Here is a 15347-nt window from a genome sequence, read left to right as displayed (position 1 = left end):
ACCCAGGCAAGTCACGCAGCCCGGAGAGAAGGAGAACGCCCAGTCGTGACCCGGTGCCTACAGCCGTGCAATCGACCTTGAGCATTAGTGCAGGCGAGCGCGAGAACTGACAGCGCCGACGTCGACACGCCGACGATTCCCGTCCCGAAACCCAGACCCGAAACCCGTTCAGACCGAAACCGCATCTAGACCGTTTTCGGGATACACGGTAGAATAGATCGAGAGCCCGCGAGAGGGGAGCCCACCATGCAGACGTTCGACGTCGAGGACCGTTGGCCCGAGCTGTTCGTGCAGCTCGACGACGTGCAGCGCAACTCCGTCCGTCAGTCCCTCGCCGCCGGCTGGCACGAGGGCTTCAACCCCACCCGCGAGGACGTGGAGAACCTGACCGACTACGCGCGCGGTGCGATTGATTTCGACGAGTACATCCGTCGAGCCGACGCGACCGCGCTGCGCACGGTCGGCGCCGTCGCCGCACGCTGACGTGGTGGATCGGTTCGACACCTGGGAGTCGTATTTCTACCCGGAGACGATCGACCCGCTGACCGGCAACGGCACGCTGCGCAACCTTCTCGACGAGCGGCATCCCGCCGAGCTGGCACGACGAGAGTACGTGCGAACGAACGTGCGCGCGCAACAGATCGAGGGTGGCGCCGTGGCGATCGCCAAGACCTACGACGGCTCCCACCTACGAGCGATCCACCGCCACCTGTTCCAGGACGTCTACGCCTGGGCGGGGGAGTACCGCACGGTCAACATGTCGAAGGGCGTCGGCCGAGGCTTCGGTGACGTCAAGACGGGCGAGGTCGACCGCTACCTGTCGGACGTGCACCAGCTCGTCTCCTCGACCGACTGGCGCCGCCTCGACCGAGGCGACTTCATCGCTCACAGCTCGACGGTGTTCGCCTACGTGAACCAGGCCCACCCGTTCCGGGAGGGCAACGGGCGCACGTCGAAGCTGTTCATGCAGCACGTCGCGGAGCAGAGCCGCTTCGCGTTCGACTACGCCCGCGTCACGCCGGAAGTGTGGAACCAGGGATCGGCGCTCAGCGGGCCGGACCTGTACTCGTACGCTCCCGATCCGCGGTCGCTCGTGCCTGTGTTCGACGCGATCACCGTCGACCGCCGGCAGGGGCAGACGGGCGGGCTCGACGACCCGACACGCGGCCGCTCGGCGCTGCGCGCGAGCTACCCGCAGGCCGCCACGGACGCGACACGGAGCACGCCGCCTGCCGGCGGCATCCAGGGCCGGGGGAGTGCGCCCTACACGCCGGGCGCTCGGTACGGCAACGACCTCGGGGAGGGCCGATGAGCAACGTCGTCGGCTATGCACGGGTGTCTCGTCATGACCAGAACCCGGCAGCTCAGGAGGCCGAGCTGCGCGCGGCCGGCGCCGGCCGCGTGTTCGTCGACCACGGCGAGTCCAGCCGCGTCAAGGACCGGCCGCAGTGGCTCGCGTGCCTGGACTACCTGCGCCCCGGCGACACGCTCATGGTGCGCCGGCTCGACCGTCTCGCCGGCAGCGAGAAGATGGCCATCGAGACGATCACCGACCTGCACGAGCGGGGCGTGAACATCAAGAGCCTCACCGAGCCGGATATCGACACGACGACCCCGATGGGCCGTGCCCTGTTCGGGATCGTCGCCGTGTTCGCCCAGCTCCGCGTCGACACGATCCGGGAGAACACCGTGCGGGGCCTGGCCCATGCACGCGCCGAGGGACGCGTGGGAGGCCGACCCTCGGTGATGACACCGGAACGCACGGCGGCCGCGGCCGACCTCCGCGAGCAGGGCTACAGCTACGAGGAGATTGGGCGCCTCCTCGGCGTCGGCAAGTCCTCCGTTGCACGGGCTCTCGCGAAGCACGATGAGAGCCAGCCTGCCGCCGCGTCCTAGTCGGCCGTGTCGTCGCTGAGCCAGTCCGCGACCTCGGAGCTGAGGTAGCGGATCGTGCGCGGCGTGAGGGTGATGTAGGCAGGGCCGCGGCCCTCGTCTCGGAGTCGTTTGAGGTCGCGCACGTCGACGCCGAGCTGCGCGGCCAGCTCGCCGGGTGTGAGCATCTTGGGTCGCTTGCGGGGGCCGTTCACTGGCACGAGTCGCACCCCGTCTCCTCGGCGGGGTCGACCGGCACCAGGTAGCCGTCGACGCCCTCGACGTCCGTCGCGCTCTGCTGCTGGCCGGCCATCAGTCGGCGTCCCCGGTGACCGTGACCGTGTTCGCCAGGTGGTAGCCGGCTCGACCGTAGTCCGCGAGCTGCCGATCCCGATTGGGCCACGTTGCGAAACAGTCGCGGCCGGTCCTCGTCCCTCGACGGGAGCGTGGTCGTGATCGTCGTGAAGGCAACCGGAGTACTCATCGTGACGTCCTCTCCTTTGGTGTGTGTCCGTCCGAAAGTGGGAAGTTCGGCGCCTGCGCCGAGCTGCCTGCTTTCGGCGGAACACTTGCCGCCTTGCACGCAGTGGAGGGCGGGTCAAGGGGAGCCCGCAGGGCTCTCCCGTAGGGACGCGAAGCGCCCTTGACGCGCACGGAGCGGAGTGCAACCCCGCAACGCGGGGGAACGCCACAGGCCCCGCACCGGGAGCCGGTAGCGGGGCCTGTGGGAAGAACGAATCAGCCGGCCGCGGTGCCCTCGTCGGCCGACGTCTCGGCAGGCTCAGGCGTCGTCCGCGACGCGGCCGGCTTGCGCGCTGCGCGCCGTCTCACACGCGCCTTCTTCTCGGGCTCGGGCAGGCCGATCTTGCGTAGCTCGTCCGCGCTCCACCCGGCGCTCTGCGCGGCGTTGTAGGCGCGCACGTCGTCGCGCTCGGCGTCCGCGACGCGCTCCGCGATCCGCGCTTGCAGATCGGCCAGCTCGCGAGCCGTCTCCTCCTGCACATCGACCAGTCGCTGTCGCGCTTCCGCGACCGCGCGCACAGCGTTGATCCGATCCTCTTGGAGCCGCTTCGCGCGCTCGATTGCTTCCTCTGGTGTCAGTGTCGTAGCCATGCTCCTATCGTACGAATCCGCTCGGCTCCCGTCGATGCCTGCGGCATCGGAAGAGACAGCCGCGGCGGAGCCGCGGGCACTCTCGTCTGTCGACGCGAGCGCATCTGATCGGAGTCCAGGACGGAGCAAGCTATACAGTTAGGTTACCTAACTGGGCTTGATCCTCGACAGGCGGTCGCGGATGCGGCACACTGGACGTGTGGTCCCCGCAGTGTGCGGGGTCGCTGCGCTGGGCCGGGAGAGGCGGTGATCCGATGGATGAGCAGACGCCGAAGGCTCGCGCGTTCACTCGACGTCGCCGCGCGAACGCGACGGGCGGTCGGCTGCACTTCCACAAGGTGGGCGTGACGCCGGAGGAGGGCGGCGAGCTAGCGCGGATTGCGGCCGCTCAGCACGTCACGGTGCCGCGACTGATGGTCGAGGCGGCGCTGTCGTCCGAGCGTGCCGAGACGCCGACCGAGCGCCGTCAGGCGATGGCGGAGATGTTCACCGTCCATCGGCTGCTGGCGGCCATCTCCAACAACGTGAACCAGATGGCGAAGGCGACGAACGCGACGGGGGAGTTGCCCGCGGAGCTGCCGGCTACTCTCGCAGCGGTGCGTCGTGTTGCGGAGCGGCTGGACGAGGCGATTGACAGGCTGTCGGCGTCATGATGCCGAACGTCGTTCGCGGCGATCGTATGTCCGGTCTGCTGACGTACCTGACGGGTCCGGGACGGTCCAATGAGCACACTGAGCCGCACCTTGTCGCAGGCGACCCGGCGTTGCTCGCGTGGCACGACGACGCGGAGTTGGGACGGGATGCCGCGCTGTCGATCGCGCGCCACCTTGACCGACCGAGGACGGCCTACGGCGTCGAGGTCAAGGGCGGGCACGTGTGGCACTGCTCACTGTCGCTGCGCGCCGACGAAGGCCAGCTCACCGACGAGCAGTGGAAGGCGATCGCGGACGACTTCATCAAGGCGATGGAGTTCGACGACAACGACGGAACGAAGGCCCCGTGCCGTTGGGTCGCCGTACGGCACGGTGTCTCGACCAACGGCAACGACCACGTGCACATCGCCGTCAACCTCGTGCGCGAGGACGGCACGAAGGCGTCGATTCACAACGACTTCCACCGCGCCCAGGTCGCGGCCCGCGCCCTCGAAGTGAAGTACGGCTTGGAGGAGTTGGAGTCGTCGAAGGCCGATCGCTCGACCCGCGGCTACGACCCCGCCGAGCGCGAGGCCCAGGCCCGCGGCCGAGCACGAGCGAAGTACGAGCGCGCACGCGCCGACCAACCGTCGACGACGCCGGCATGGGAGCTGCTGGACGGCAACGACCGCCAGGCCCGCATCGCGTCCGAGATGCGCGCCGATCAGCCCCGCTACCTCCTCGCGTTGAAGGTCCGCGGCTGCGCCACGGCATCCGGCGACGAGGCGGAGTTCGTGCGCCGGATGCGTCGAGCCGGGCTCCTCGTCCGGCCCCGCTTCGCGGACGGTCGTACGGACGTCATCACCGGCTACTCGGTGGCCGAGCGACCCGAAGCCGGCGAACGTCCTATCTGGTACGGCGGTGGTCACCTGGGCCGCGACCTGACGTTGCCGCGGCTGCGCGACGGGTGGCCCGACACCCCGACCGGAGCCACCGACGCGGCCGCCGAATGGGCTGCGGCGAAGCGGGGCCGGCGGGTCGTCGCGCCCGGCGCCGAGGCACAGGAACCGGACCCGGAGCTGTGGTCGCGCCGCAACGACGAGCTGCGCGAGCTCGTCGACCGGATGCGGTCGGTTCCGGTCGACGACAGGGACACGTGGGCGACCGTTGCACGGCAGACCGCGGGTGCGTTCGCCGCATGGTCCAACGCGACCGAGGAGACGCCCGGCGACCTCGCCGCGGCGTCCGAAGCGTTGTCGCGATCGGCGCAGACCTACGGGCGCACCGTGCGGCCAGAGAAGGCCGGCACGGTCGCTATCTCCGGGGCGGCGATGCTGCTGGCCAGCGCCATGCGCGGCGGACAAGGAACCGTCGCACAGGCCGCGATGATCCGCCAGCTCCTCCGGCTCACGCAAGCCGTCTACGAGGCCTCCGTAGCCGCGGGACAGGCCCGACAGGCTCGACTCCTCGCTGAGGACGTCCGCGCCCGTCTCACGCGCGTCAGGGACGCGCTGCCGACGTCGGCGCCGGCTGGCGCAGTCGCGACCGCAGAGCGGACGACGACGCTCGACCCGGAAGCTCAGGCCATGCTCGACCGGCTGCGCGCCGGGCAGGCCCTCCCGGTCACCGAGGCGGGTTCTCCCGTCCCGAACCACATCGAGCCGGCACGACCACGAGAGACGACAGGACCGGGCGCAGACCGCGGCCCGGAGCGATAGGAGAGGGGGCCGATCATGGCCGAGGAGACAGACGGAATCGCCGAAGCGTTCGAGGGCCAGGTACGAGTTGCGGTCACCGCGGCCGCACAGGTCGGCCAGGCGATCGCGAACCTGCGAGAGCAGGCCCTACGCCGCGCCACCGCGGCAAGCGAGCAGGAGGCCCGCGAACTGCGATCGCGCCTCGACGCAGAGCGGCAGGCAGCGCGCGCCGAGGTCGCCCACGTCGACCGGGCCGAGTGGTGGGAGAACTCCACCCCGGAGCAGATCGGGCACACCTACCAGGTGGCCCGCGCGTGGCAGTCCGAGGACCAGGAGCTTGCCCGCGCCGAGCAGCGCATGAGCGCCGAGCTGCGCGATCGGTACGGGATCGACACCCGCGACACGGGCGCCGACGCCGACGAGGTGCGCCAGCTCATCCGGCTACAGGCCGAGCGCGCGGAACGCGACCGCGCGGCCGCCGACGCCGAGCGCACACGGGCCGCGGCCGAGGAAGCTGAGGCGCTGCGCCTGCTGGCGTTCGCGGACCAGGAGGACCGTCGAGCGGACGAGGCGCGCGCCGCGGCCGAGTACGAGCCCGACCCGGCCGAACGCGACCGCGCACAGGCGGAAGCCGAGCAGCGCGACGCGATCGCGGACCGCTCCCGCGAGGACGGCAAGAGCCTGTACGACAGCGCCGAGCGGCGCTCGTCGACGGCGGAGGAGCTGGAAGGCCGCGGCATCGCTCAGGAGACGGTGGCGACCCGGATGCGCGCCGACGTGAGCCAGGCGAAGCCGGCCACGGCCGCCGTCGCTGCCGGCAAGACTAAGGCGGCCAAGGCGCGCAAGACGCGCGGCCGCGGCGCCCAGGTGCAGCGCACCGGACTGGACCGCTGAGCGCGCGTCGACGAGCTGCACGAGAGAGGGGCTGCACCACCAGGTGCAGCCCCTCTCTCACGTCCCAGGGACGCTCTCAGGCGTCCAGCTCGCGAACGTCCGGGAACAGCCCCTCGGGCGGTGCCTCATACGGCAGCGGGTCGCCCTTGGAGCACTGGTTCTCCGTCGCCATCGCGTCGGCCGCCGCGAACGGTCCCTGCGGGTCCATCAACACGCCCATGTGATGGTCCGCGTGATCGCGCCACCACACGCTCATCCCCGTAGCGGGATCGCGGCGAAGGAACTCCCACGCGCGCCACAGCGCTTCGAGGCGGATCACCGCCTCGTCGTACTCCCACCAGCGAGCCGCCCACACCCGCGACTTGCCGTCGATCTTGCGCCGGTAGACGCTGCGCAGATACTCGCGCAGGAACTCGTCGACGGAGCCGTAGTACAGGCTCGGCTCCGCTGCGGGCTCCTCATCGACGACCTCGCCCGTGGCCTGGTCCACCGCGGCGTCGTCGACGTCGGCCGGGTCCAGCTCGTCATCGCCCCAGTCGCTCACGATGCCGCCTCCGTCCCGATCGTGGCCTCGACGCTGGCAAGCTCCTGCTGCGCCTCGCGGATCGTGCGCTCAGCTTCGGGATCGTGCGCGGCGATCGACGCGCGCACGTCGGCCGCGTAGGCCGCCGTCATCCACGGCTGAGTGCGGATCAGCGTCGGCCGAGAGCCCGACGCGAGTACCACGGCGCGACCCTTCGGCATCGCTGCCAGCTCGGCCACGTCCATGATCCGCTCACGGTGGAGCTGCTGCGACACCGTGCGCTGACCGCGGCCGTACGACGTCGACGAGGAGAGCCGGTCGTAGTCCCCGATGATCCTCGACAGGTCGTCGAGGAACGCCGCCTCGGAGACGCCGCCGCCGTACACCTTGACGTTCGACGCGCTCCACAGCTTCTTCATGCCGGACTCGCCCCAGACCTCGACGCCCTGCGACCAGCTCTGCAAGATCGTCATCAGGACGATGCCGCGCGAGCCGTAGTGCGAGTAGAGGTTCGGCAGCTCACGCCACCGGCAGACGTTCGCCGCCTCGTCGAGCACGCCGAGCAGCGGTGTGCTCAGACGTCCGCCGGCCGAGCGGGCGGCCAGCTCCTCCGCTGCCTCCACCACCGCGACCGTCAGTGCGGTCACGAGCGGGCCGGCGGTGCCGCGGCCCTCCTTGGAGAGGCTGTAGAGCGTGCCGCCCTCACGCACGAACGCCTCGGGGCTGAACTGCGGCCGCTCGTCGACGCCGCCGCGGAGCGGCGTCACCCACGCGGCCACCTGACGGTTCGTGAGGCAGGAGGCCATCTGCTGGGCCGTGCCGAACACGCCGCCGCGCTGCTTCTCGGGCGCGTCGACGACGCCGGCCACCTGGTCGGCCGTCAGCGTGAACTCGTGCCGGCGAAGGATCTCTACAGCCGTGTCGTCGGCCGGGCGGGTCAGCCACGTGTAGACGTCGGTGATCGGCCGGCTGTCGAGTGCCGCGGCGAGCAGAAGGCCGGCCAGGAGGTCTTGGCCGGCCGGGTCGAAGTAGGCATCCGTCTTTGCGCCGGGATCGCGGGAGCCGGCCGCGAAGTGCTCCGCGAGCTTGGCTGCGCGAACCTCGTCGGTGACGTACGAGAGCGGGTTCCACCACCAGGTGGGCTCCTCGTTCGCGATCGCCTGCGGATCGAACACCCACACGGGCCCCTTGGCCGCGCGCGGGTCGCGTGTCGCGTCTACGACGTCGCGCTTGTTCGACGTCACGAGGACCGCTCCGGGCGCATCCATGATCGCCGGCACAGCACGCGAGGTCGTCTTTCCGGTACGTGGCCCCCAGATGTCCACGTGCATGTCCTCCCACGAGCCGTAGAGCGGCTGTGAGCCCGCGACCGTGCGCCCGATGGGTACACCAGCCGAGGAGGTCACACCGAGGCGCTGAGCCTTCTCCTGGGCGCTCTTACGGCTCATCTCCGCGACGTCGCGGCCGCGGCCCATGTACGCGGCTGCCCGGTCGACGCGAGAGCGGCGCTGACGGATGCGGTGCAGCCACACCGCCACCAGCACGCCGAGCGCGATCGCGACGGCGAGGATGCCGCCGAGCACCCACCAGGACGCGGCAGGCCAGCTCACCTTGCCGCTGAACACGCCGAACACGAGCGCGAACGGGTCAGACGGCAGCTCGGCGCCGTCGCCCGCGATCGCGTGGCCGAGCCGGACCGATCCGTAGACGGCGCCGCCGAGCACCACCACGGCGACGATGCCGACCCAGAGCAGGATGGCCTCGCCACCCATGCCGCCCGGATCGCGGCGGCGGTTGTTCGGCGTGCTCATCCCTGTACCTCCTCGACGGCGCGCAGATGCCGGCGACCGACGCGCGACTGTTCGTGCCAGAGCTTGTTGGTGTCGTTGATGGACAGCTCCACGGAGGTCAGCTGCACGTTCACCGGGATACCGGGTCGGCCGCCGACCTTCACGAGGAACTTGCCGCGGCCGGGGGGCTCGGCCTCCCGGCCCGTCGACGGGTCCCACGCGGGCGGGTCCTGCCAGCCGATCAACATCTCTTGCTCGGCCTGCGAGAACGGCACGGCGGCGCTGAGCTGAGGCATCTCCGCGGACGGCAGGCCGCCGCAGATGACCATGCCCGAGCGCTCGACGAAGCCGCGGGCCTTCATCCGGTCCTCCTCGGTCGGGAGGGCCAGGAGGTCGCTCATCGTGTGCGAAATCATCGCCATGCCGACGCCGCGCTGCCGGTTGAGGCGGGTGAGCGCGTCGACGCGATCGACCATGCCCCGGCCGGCGCGCAGCGCCCGCCACAGCTCGTCGAGGACGACGAAGTAGTGGCGACGGGGCTCGAGGCCGGCATCCGCGAGAGCGTTCGCCACGTTGACCGTGCCGAAGCCGGCGGACCAGCAAGCGAGCAGGGTCGCCGCCTGCAAGTCCATCTCGGAGTCGTCGATCGCAGAGACGTCGTAGACCACGGGCGCGTCGCGGCGCATCGGGTTCGTGGTCTGGCGAGCGAACGTCTCTCCGAGACGCCCGCCGCCGACCAGGCCGATGAGGCTCGCTTCCAGGCCCTCGGTGATCGACTGGTAACGCTCATCGTTGCCGCGGTCCAGCGCCACGGCGCGGACCTCGGCCGGCCCCTCCTGGATGACGCGGAGCAGATCACCGAGCACGGGCACGCCGTCGAAGTTGTCATCGAGCCACTTCAAGGCGCGGTCGATGATCGTCTCCTCCCGGTCGGTGGGCGGCGCCGAGCGGAGGATCGTCAGCAGCGCCGACACCATCGTGTGCCGGCGGCCGTGCGCGTCCGCGAGCACCTGAGTGGCCTCCTTCTCGAACCCGGCCTCGCGCAGCCGCGCAGCGGCCTCCGTCGCCTCGCCAGGGTCCAACACGTTCAGATACCCGCGGCCGCGGCCGAGGGTGATGACCTGGCCGCCGAGGGCCTCGATGAGGTCTACGTAGTCGGGCTTCAAGTCACCGAGCACCAGCGGCATCACGCCATAGCCGGCGAGCCCGAGGGCCATCCGCCGGACGATCGTCGACTTGCCGAGTCCGGGCTTGCCGAGCACGAACGCGGACGGGTTGCTGATGAGCTTCGCGCGCTGGAACCACGAGATGGGATCGCAGCACAGCGTCGCCCCGGTGTGGATATGACGGCCGAGCGGGACACCGACCATCGGCGTCCCGGTGCCGATCGCGAACGGCCACATGCCGCACACCTGCACGGTGGTCCCGCGCCATTCGTCGGCCGCCTGAACGTAGTTCGACGAACCGCGACCGCGCCCCAACCACCCTCGCATCGGCGGCCGCTGAGGGCGCAGCTCCTTCGGCTTCTCGGCCTTCGTGGCGACCTTCTGCACACGCTTGGCCCGACGCTCGGCCTTCGCGGTGCGGCGCAGCTCGGGGGCGCTCACAGCTTGTCCCTCAGCTCGGCCGGAACCTTGATGTGCTTCGGGAGCACCAGGCCCAGCGGCAGCGCCGCGGCAAACGCGGAATCCTGCGACCCGTACACGGGCCGCACCCTCAGCCGCGCCGTGGCCGCGAGGTTGTCGATCGCCGCGCGCGCATCCGGCGCACGGTCGAGGTCCGCGACCGTCGCCGTGACGAGCATCCCGAACTGCACCAGACCGGCGCCGCTGGCCTCCTCCGCCGCGGTCGCCGCGGCCGCGCGCACAGCGAGGCTGTCGCGCGCCGCAGGCTTGCTGCTGGCCGTCATGCGGAACTCCGCAGCTCGCAGATCGGCCTCGACGATCGCCGCGGCCTTCGCGGCGTCGACCGGGCGATACAGCAGCGTCACGCGCTTGCGCGCAATGTCGCGATGCGGTGCCAGGAGCCGCGCAAGCACGCCCGACTGAACGTTGCCGCGCGGGGCCTGCGTCATCGCCCACGTGCACGAGTACGCGGAATCGTGCCGGTAGCCACCCCAGGACGCCTGAGCGGCGGACGGACCGACGTCGGTCCAGCTCAGCTCGGGCGTCTCGCCGGCAGCGTGCGCCTCGTCGATGAGCTGAGCGGCCGCCGGGTCGTAGGCGATACGGATCGCCTCGCACAACTCCTGCGCGGACAGAGGCCGCGCAGCACCCGCCCCGGTCGCCTGCAAACTCGCCGTCAGACCGGGCAGACGTGCCGCGAGCTCGCGGCCCATCTCGTCCGGCTGACGACGCTTGCCGCCCTGCCGATTCACCGCCGAGAACGTGATCGCGACGAACGCCTTCACGGTCGACGAGCCCGCCGGGTAGCGGTCGACGACCTCTTGCAGCATCCCCTGAGCGAACGCGGGAGCGTCGGCGTCGAGGTTCATCAGAACCTCCCGCCGCAGCCGCGTGCCCGTGTCGGGGGCCGTCTCGATCGTGACCGAGGCGGCCTCGATGCCGGGCTCGTCGCCCAGGTTCGCGAGCCAGTGTCCCCAGTCGGCCACCCACACGTCGATCTGTTCCTGGTCGACGAGTGCGGCCCCATCGGGCTCCGTGCCGATCACGATGCTGTACGAGCCCGTGGCGGGCGTGTACAGCAGCGCGAACGGGCGCCCGTAGGAGTCCGTGTGCTCACTGAGCCGCGTCGGCGCCGCCAGGCCGGGGAGCTGATACGTGCCCCACAGCGACCGGCCGAGAGGACCGGAGCGGTAGATGTTCGTGCCTCGCGACTTCGCGGACCACCACGCCATCCGCGCCCCGCCACGGCTGAGCACGTTCTTGCCGTGCGCGTCCTTGGTCAGCACGGCCAGCAGCACGATCCCCAGCACGGCGGCGAGGATCACCGCTTGCAAGAGGCCGGCGACCATGACCGTGATGACGAGCACCACGAGCGACGCGAGCAGCAGGCCCGTGCCGACCGAGCCGAGGCCGAGGATGCCCGGCGACGTCGGCTTGCGCCAGTTGCCGTAGGTCCGAGGACCACGATTCGTTGTGTCAACGGCTGCCATCAGGACCGCCTCCCTCACCTGTCGATTGCTCTCCGAAGCCACGCGCCGCACCCGCGGCCGCCTGGCCTGCCTTCTTGCCTGCTTCGAGCGCGGCGCCCGCGGCGAGCCCGATCGGGCCCCCGGCCGCTCCCGCAGCAGCGGCACCGCCGCCCGCGGCCGCGCCGCCAGCAGCAGCACCACCGGCCGCAGCTCCGCCGCTGGCCGCAGCGCCGCTCCCGGCTCCCGCACCGCTCTGCGCGCCGGCATTTTGCGCGGCCGACGTCGTAGACCCGCCGCCTCCACCGGAGTTGCCTGTCGGCCCCTGCGAGCCCGACGAGCCGTCACTGCCCGACGACCCCGATCCACCGCCGCCCGTGCCGAGGCGACCCATCGCCGCGGCACCAGACGGTAGAGCTGCCATCGCACCGACAGCAAGCGCGCCTCCGGCACCGCCGGCCATAGCACCGACCATCGGCGTCACGAAGCGCATCAGGGCCGGCATCGCGAACAGGGCGATGATCATGAGCATGATGCCGGTGAGCACCGCCAGCAGGCCCGTGCCGTCGTCCTTGAAGATGTCAGTGCCGACGAGGCGGAACGCCGCGGCGTACACGAGCGCCGCGGCGGGCTTGTAGAGGATGAACGCGACCAGCCAGCCGACGTTTTTGCGGAACCAGCCCTTGCCCATCTCCGTGTTCGTGAACGACGCCGACAGCGGAAGGATGCCCGTCAGGATGACGAGCATGCCGCCGCGGGCGACCATGAGCACGATCTGGAACGCGGAGGCCAGGATCGCGATGATGCCCAGGATGATGATGAGCAGCGAGCCGAGCCCGCCGGCCGCCGGGTTGGTCGTCAACGCGAGCAGATTCAGCATGTTCGTGCCGAAGCACGTCGACCCGTCCGCGGTCACGTCGCAGTCCAGCGACGAGTTGATGATCCACACCGAGAAGCTGTCGGCCGCGGCGACCAGCAGCCCCACGATCGTCACGCCAGCGCCCGCGACGACGACGAGCGTCAGCAGGCTCTTGATCGTCTCCCGACCGGGCTCGGCGCGCTGTTCCCACGCCATCCGGCCGGCGCCGATGATGACGGATATGACCGCCGCGGCGCCCATGTACCACCAGAGGCCCGACTGCAGAAAGGCGACCGCGCCGCCGGCACCTGTCGGCCCGCTCGGCATCAGGCCCGTCACGATCGCACTGGCGCCCGAGATGAACACCGCGGCCGCGAGCACCAGGCCCACGCGGCCCACCGCGGCGATCCCCTCACCAGCTCTCATCCTCGTCGCGATGAGAGCCCCGAGGATCACGATCGAGATGACGCAGATCGCCAGTGCGATCCACGTCGCATAGCCGAGAACCGTCGTGATGTTTCCCGAGTTCGGCGCCGCGCTGCCGGCCGTCAGGGACGAATCGCCACCCGACCCCGTGAGGTTCGGGGTGCCGATGTTCACCCAGATCGTGCCGAGTGATGCGACCACCTTCCCGAAGGCCTCCTGGACCGCCTTCGCCATGTTGTCGATCGCGTTCCCGAGCGCACTCGACGCGATATTTCCGCCCTGGCATACAAGATCGAGCGGAGCGCAGTCAGCCATCGGGTTACCCCTCTCCCCAGCTCGTGTATCCGGCTACGTTGGGGATCGGCGCAACGTCGAGAGGCGTCGCAGTGTCGGTGCTCACCTTCCAGTCACCGTCCGACCAAACGAGCGAGTAGACACCGGAGACGGTCGTCGTGCCGTTCGGCGTCGAGACGCTGACGGCCAGATCGATTGATGCGGTCTTGCCGTCGTAGTTGAGCACCCGGAAACCCTGAATCGAGCTTCGGGTTCCAGTCGTGCTCGACTGCGTACCGGCCTGGGCGAGAAGCTGTGTCCGGTAGGGGCCGTCCGCGAACACGTACTCCGACCACGCCTTGCTGTCCGCTCCCGTGGAGCCCTGGGCGAAGGCGTTCGCGGCCATGAAGAGCGCACCCGTGGGCGAGTGCTGGAAGCAGTAGCGGAAGCCCGCAGGGTCGGTCTTGCCCGGGCCGTAGTCGGGCGACGTCGGATAGGCCATCGTGCCCTCGTACTTCCACGTCGCATCCGGCGCTGCCGTGACGGTCCCCGACAGCTCGACGCCACCGAGGCCGCACACGCTCGCGTCACCGGATGCTGCCGGCGTCGACGGCGCCGTGGTCGCGCTCGACGTACCTGTGGGTGTCGGCGCTGGCGCGGAGCTGCCCCGAGACAGGTTGACGATGACGAGGATGATCGCGCAGACGACGATCAGCGCGACCACGCCCGCGGCCGCGATGAAGCCGGGGCGCGTGAAGGGACTCGGCTGCTTCTCGCCGTCCTCGGAGGTCATGTCATGCCCTCCGATCAGGAGACGAGGAAGCCGACGAGGCTCGCCGCGGCCGAGATGACGATGACACCGCCGAGCGCGAAGCCGATCCGGCCGGCGTGCTCGCCGCCCTCGCCGCGGCGGGAGTTGATCGCCATGAGTGCGCCCGCGACGATGATGCCGATGACGCAGACGGCCAGGGCCACCCACTTGACCCAGCCCATGATCGTGACGAACCCGTTGGTGCCGGGAGGCTGGACCGGCGCCGGATTCGGAATGTCGGCCTGCGGGAGGAGCGCGGCGAAGTCGTTCGCCGCGGTGAGGATCGCGTGCAGCGTGCTCATCGGAGTTCCTTTCGGTTGGCGGTGCTGGCTGCACCAGGTGTGAGGAGTGCGCTCAGCTCGTCGACGAGGCGGCGAGCATCACGCGGGACGTTGGTAAGAGTGAGCGATTCTCCCAGTCGGAGAGAATCGATCCAGGGCACGGTCCACACCCGCGGCACGCCGCCGCCGACGACCTGAGCCAGGTCGCGCAGCGGCTTGGGGAGCCGCCCGGGCGCGTCCGCCATCAGCACGAGGCCGACGACCTCGGCGTGCGGCACGAGGCCGGCAGCCCACTGCGTGGCCGCGGCCTGCGCCGCGCGCAGACCGCGTGCGTTCGTGCGAGCAACAAGCACGACGCGCGCCGGCCCCTGCGGCGGCCGGGGCCACCCATGATCGGCGGCCGGCCAGGCAGGCACGAGTGCGGCCAACGTGGACTCACCGGCTCCGCCGTGCGTTCCGAGCCACCACAGCGGGGCCTCGTGCGGACGGTCGTAGACCGGAAGCTGGTCGACGCGATCCGGCGCCGGAACCCCACGCTGAGGGACCAGCGGCCCCGTCGCCTGGGCAGGCGGAGCCGAGATCGGGACGGACGACACCGGCTCCGGTGCTGTCGGCCGCGATATCCACGGATTCATGCCGTCACTCACGACACACTCCCTTGCACTCGATAATGAGGATGCGCCTCTAACGAGGCCATCCTACGTACGGATATCGAAAGGATGCAAGATGTTGTCGAATGTGCCCGAACATAGTCAATCCTTGCTGTTTCTAGTTGATCGTTGCATTATTGATTCATGCGACCGGAACTTTGGACGCTCCCTGTGAGCGGTGAGAGGGAACAGGCGCTTGACGCGCTGTTCGCTGGCCGGCCGGACGTGCTCAGCGTTGAAGACGTCGCGGAGGTACTGAACGTGACGCGCACGAACGTCTATGCGTGGCTCCGAGACGGGGTGATCCCCGGCTACAAGCTCGGGACCACCTGGCGCGTCCTGCGCGACGAGCTGAAGGCGACGATGGCGACAGGAGCGAACGCGCAACGGCCGCGCATCGTCTCGACGCACACCGAGGAGAGCAAGGACAGCTGA

Annotated in this window: 18 protein-coding genes; 7 read left to right on the top strand and 11 right to left on the bottom strand. The window is 70.3% G+C overall.

Annotated features, from left to right (window positions below; translation table 11 throughout):
- Positions 1–246 precede the first annotated feature (246 nt).
- Genes FFS51_RS12430 through FFS51_RS12420 form a run of 3 tightly spaced genes read left to right on the top strand, consistent with a single transcriptional unit; the run spans position 247 to position 1896 of the window.
- On the top strand, positions 247–483 hold the full coding sequence (locus FFS51_RS12430; protein ID WP_045246244.1) for an antitoxin VbhA family protein: 237 nt from the start codon (positions 247–249) through the stop codon (positions 481–483).
- A 4-nt stretch (positions 484–487) separates the two neighbouring features.
- On the top strand, positions 488–1312 hold the full coding sequence (locus tag FFS51_RS12425; protein ID WP_045246259.1) for a Fic/DOC family protein: 825 nt from the start codon (positions 488–490) through the stop codon (positions 1310–1312).
- A complete protein-coding gene (locus FFS51_RS12420) occupies positions 1309–1896 on the top strand; it encodes a recombinase family protein (protein WP_045246242.1) in 588 nt (195 codons plus the stop codon). The genes FFS51_RS12425 and FFS51_RS12420 overlap by 4 nt, the downstream gene beginning before the upstream one ends.
- On the opposite strand, the gene FFS51_RS12415 is transcribed toward FFS51_RS12420, so the two are convergent.
- The 3 genes from FFS51_RS12415 to FFS51_RS12405 all read right to left on the bottom strand — a co-directional run bounded on the left by FFS51_RS12415 (position 1893) and on the right by FFS51_RS12405 (position 2985).
- A complete protein-coding gene (locus tag FFS51_RS12415; protein WP_048809417.1) occupies positions 1893–2102 on the bottom strand; it encodes a helix-turn-helix transcriptional regulator in 210 nt (69 codons plus the stop codon). The two genes, FFS51_RS12420 and FFS51_RS12415, sit on opposite strands and share 4 nt — an antisense overlap.
- Positions 2084–2185, bottom strand: a complete 102-nt coding sequence (locus tag FFS51_RS12410) for a hypothetical protein (RefSeq protein WP_048809416.1) — start codon at positions 2183–2185, stop codon at positions 2084–2086. Before FFS51_RS12410 ends, FFS51_RS12415 begins: the two co-directional genes overlap by 19 nt.
- Before the next feature lie 425 nt (positions 2186–2610).
- Entirely contained in the window at positions 2611–2985 is a 375-nt protein-coding gene (locus FFS51_RS12405; RefSeq protein WP_045246239.1) for a hypothetical protein, read from the bottom strand.
- 254 nt (positions 2986–3239) lie between these two features.
- Here FFS51_RS12405 and FFS51_RS12400 point away from each other — a divergent pair, with 254 nt between their 5' ends.
- Genes FFS51_RS12400 through FFS51_RS12390 form a run of 3 tightly spaced genes read left to right on the top strand, consistent with a single transcriptional unit; the run spans position 3240 to position 6208 of the window.
- On the top strand, positions 3240–3638 hold the full coding sequence (locus FFS51_RS12400; RefSeq protein ID WP_045246238.1) for a MobC family plasmid mobilization relaxosome protein: 399 nt from the start codon (positions 3240–3242) through the stop codon (positions 3636–3638).
- A complete protein-coding gene (locus FFS51_RS12395) occupies positions 3635–5335 on the top strand; it encodes a relaxase/mobilization nuclease domain-containing protein (protein WP_045246237.1) in 1701 nt (566 codons plus the stop codon). Before FFS51_RS12400 ends, FFS51_RS12395 begins: the two co-directional genes overlap by 4 nt.
- A 15-nt stretch (positions 5336–5350) precedes the next feature.
- Positions 5351–6208 carry a hypothetical protein gene (locus FFS51_RS12390; RefSeq protein ID WP_045246235.1) on the top strand — a complete coding sequence of 286 codons (858 nt, stop codon included), beginning with the start codon at positions 5351–5353 and terminating at the stop codon, positions 6206–6208.
- A gap of 76 nt (positions 6209–6284) precedes the next feature.
- Here the strand turns inward: FFS51_RS12390 and FFS51_RS12385 are convergent, their stop codons facing one another.
- The 8 genes from FFS51_RS12385 to FFS51_RS12350 all read right to left on the bottom strand — a co-directional run bounded on the left by FFS51_RS12385 (position 6285) and on the right by FFS51_RS12350 (position 14909).
- Positions 6285–6752, bottom strand: coding sequence for a DUF4913 domain-containing protein (locus tag FFS51_RS12385; protein ID WP_048809415.1), 468 nt, complete (start codon positions 6750–6752; stop codon positions 6285–6287).
- Positions 6749–8542, bottom strand: a complete 1794-nt coding sequence (locus tag FFS51_RS12380) for a type IV secretory system conjugative DNA transfer family protein (RefSeq protein WP_045246233.1) — start codon at positions 8540–8542, stop codon at positions 6749–6751. The genes FFS51_RS12385 and FFS51_RS12380 overlap by 4 nt, the downstream gene beginning before the upstream one ends.
- On the bottom strand, positions 8539–10014 hold the full coding sequence (locus tag FFS51_RS12375) for a putative type IV secretion/conjugal transfer ATPase (RefSeq protein WP_211255127.1): 1476 nt from the start codon (positions 10012–10014) through the stop codon (positions 8539–8541). Before FFS51_RS12375 ends, FFS51_RS12380 begins: the two co-directional genes overlap by 4 nt.
- 110 nt (positions 10015–10124) lie before the next feature.
- Positions 10125–11636 carry an SCO6880 family protein gene (locus FFS51_RS12370; RefSeq protein ID WP_171006182.1) on the bottom strand — a complete coding sequence of 504 codons (1512 nt, stop codon included), beginning with the start codon at positions 11634–11636 and terminating at the stop codon, positions 10125–10127.
- Entirely contained in the window at positions 11623–13212 is a 1590-nt protein-coding gene (locus FFS51_RS12365) for a TrbL/VirB6 family protein (RefSeq protein WP_048809412.1), read from the bottom strand. Before FFS51_RS12365 ends, FFS51_RS12370 begins: the two co-directional genes overlap by 14 nt.
- Before the next feature lie 4 nt (positions 13213–13216).
- A complete protein-coding gene (locus FFS51_RS12360; protein ID WP_045246230.1) occupies positions 13217–13963 on the bottom strand; it encodes a DUF8175 domain-containg protein in 747 nt (248 codons plus the stop codon).
- Positions 13964–13977: 14 nt separating this feature from the next.
- The gene (locus tag FFS51_RS12355) at positions 13978–14283 is read right to left on the bottom strand and encodes a hypothetical protein (protein ID WP_045246229.1); all 306 of its coding nucleotides are present in this window, start codon (positions 14281–14283) and stop codon (positions 13978–13980) included.
- Entirely contained in the window at positions 14280–14909 is a 630-nt protein-coding gene (locus FFS51_RS12350) for a DUF6668 family protein (RefSeq protein WP_045246227.1), read from the bottom strand. The genes FFS51_RS12355 and FFS51_RS12350 overlap by 4 nt, the downstream gene beginning before the upstream one ends.
- 147 nt (positions 14910–15056) lie before the next feature.
- Between FFS51_RS12350 and FFS51_RS14965 the strand changes: the two genes are divergently transcribed.
- Complete coding sequence (locus FFS51_RS14965) at positions 15057–15347, top strand: helix-turn-helix domain-containing protein (protein WP_045246226.1); 291 nt, start codon at positions 15057–15059, stop codon at positions 15345–15347.

This window comes from Microbacterium sp. 4NA327F11 (assembly GCF_005503465.1).
In the GTDB taxonomy this organism is placed as follows: Bacteria; Actinomycetota; Actinomycetes; order Actinomycetales; family Microbacteriaceae; genus Microbacterium; species Microbacterium ginsengisoli.
Note: the sequence above shows the minus strand (reverse complement) of the source record. Positions and strands in the feature narration are given on the sequence as shown.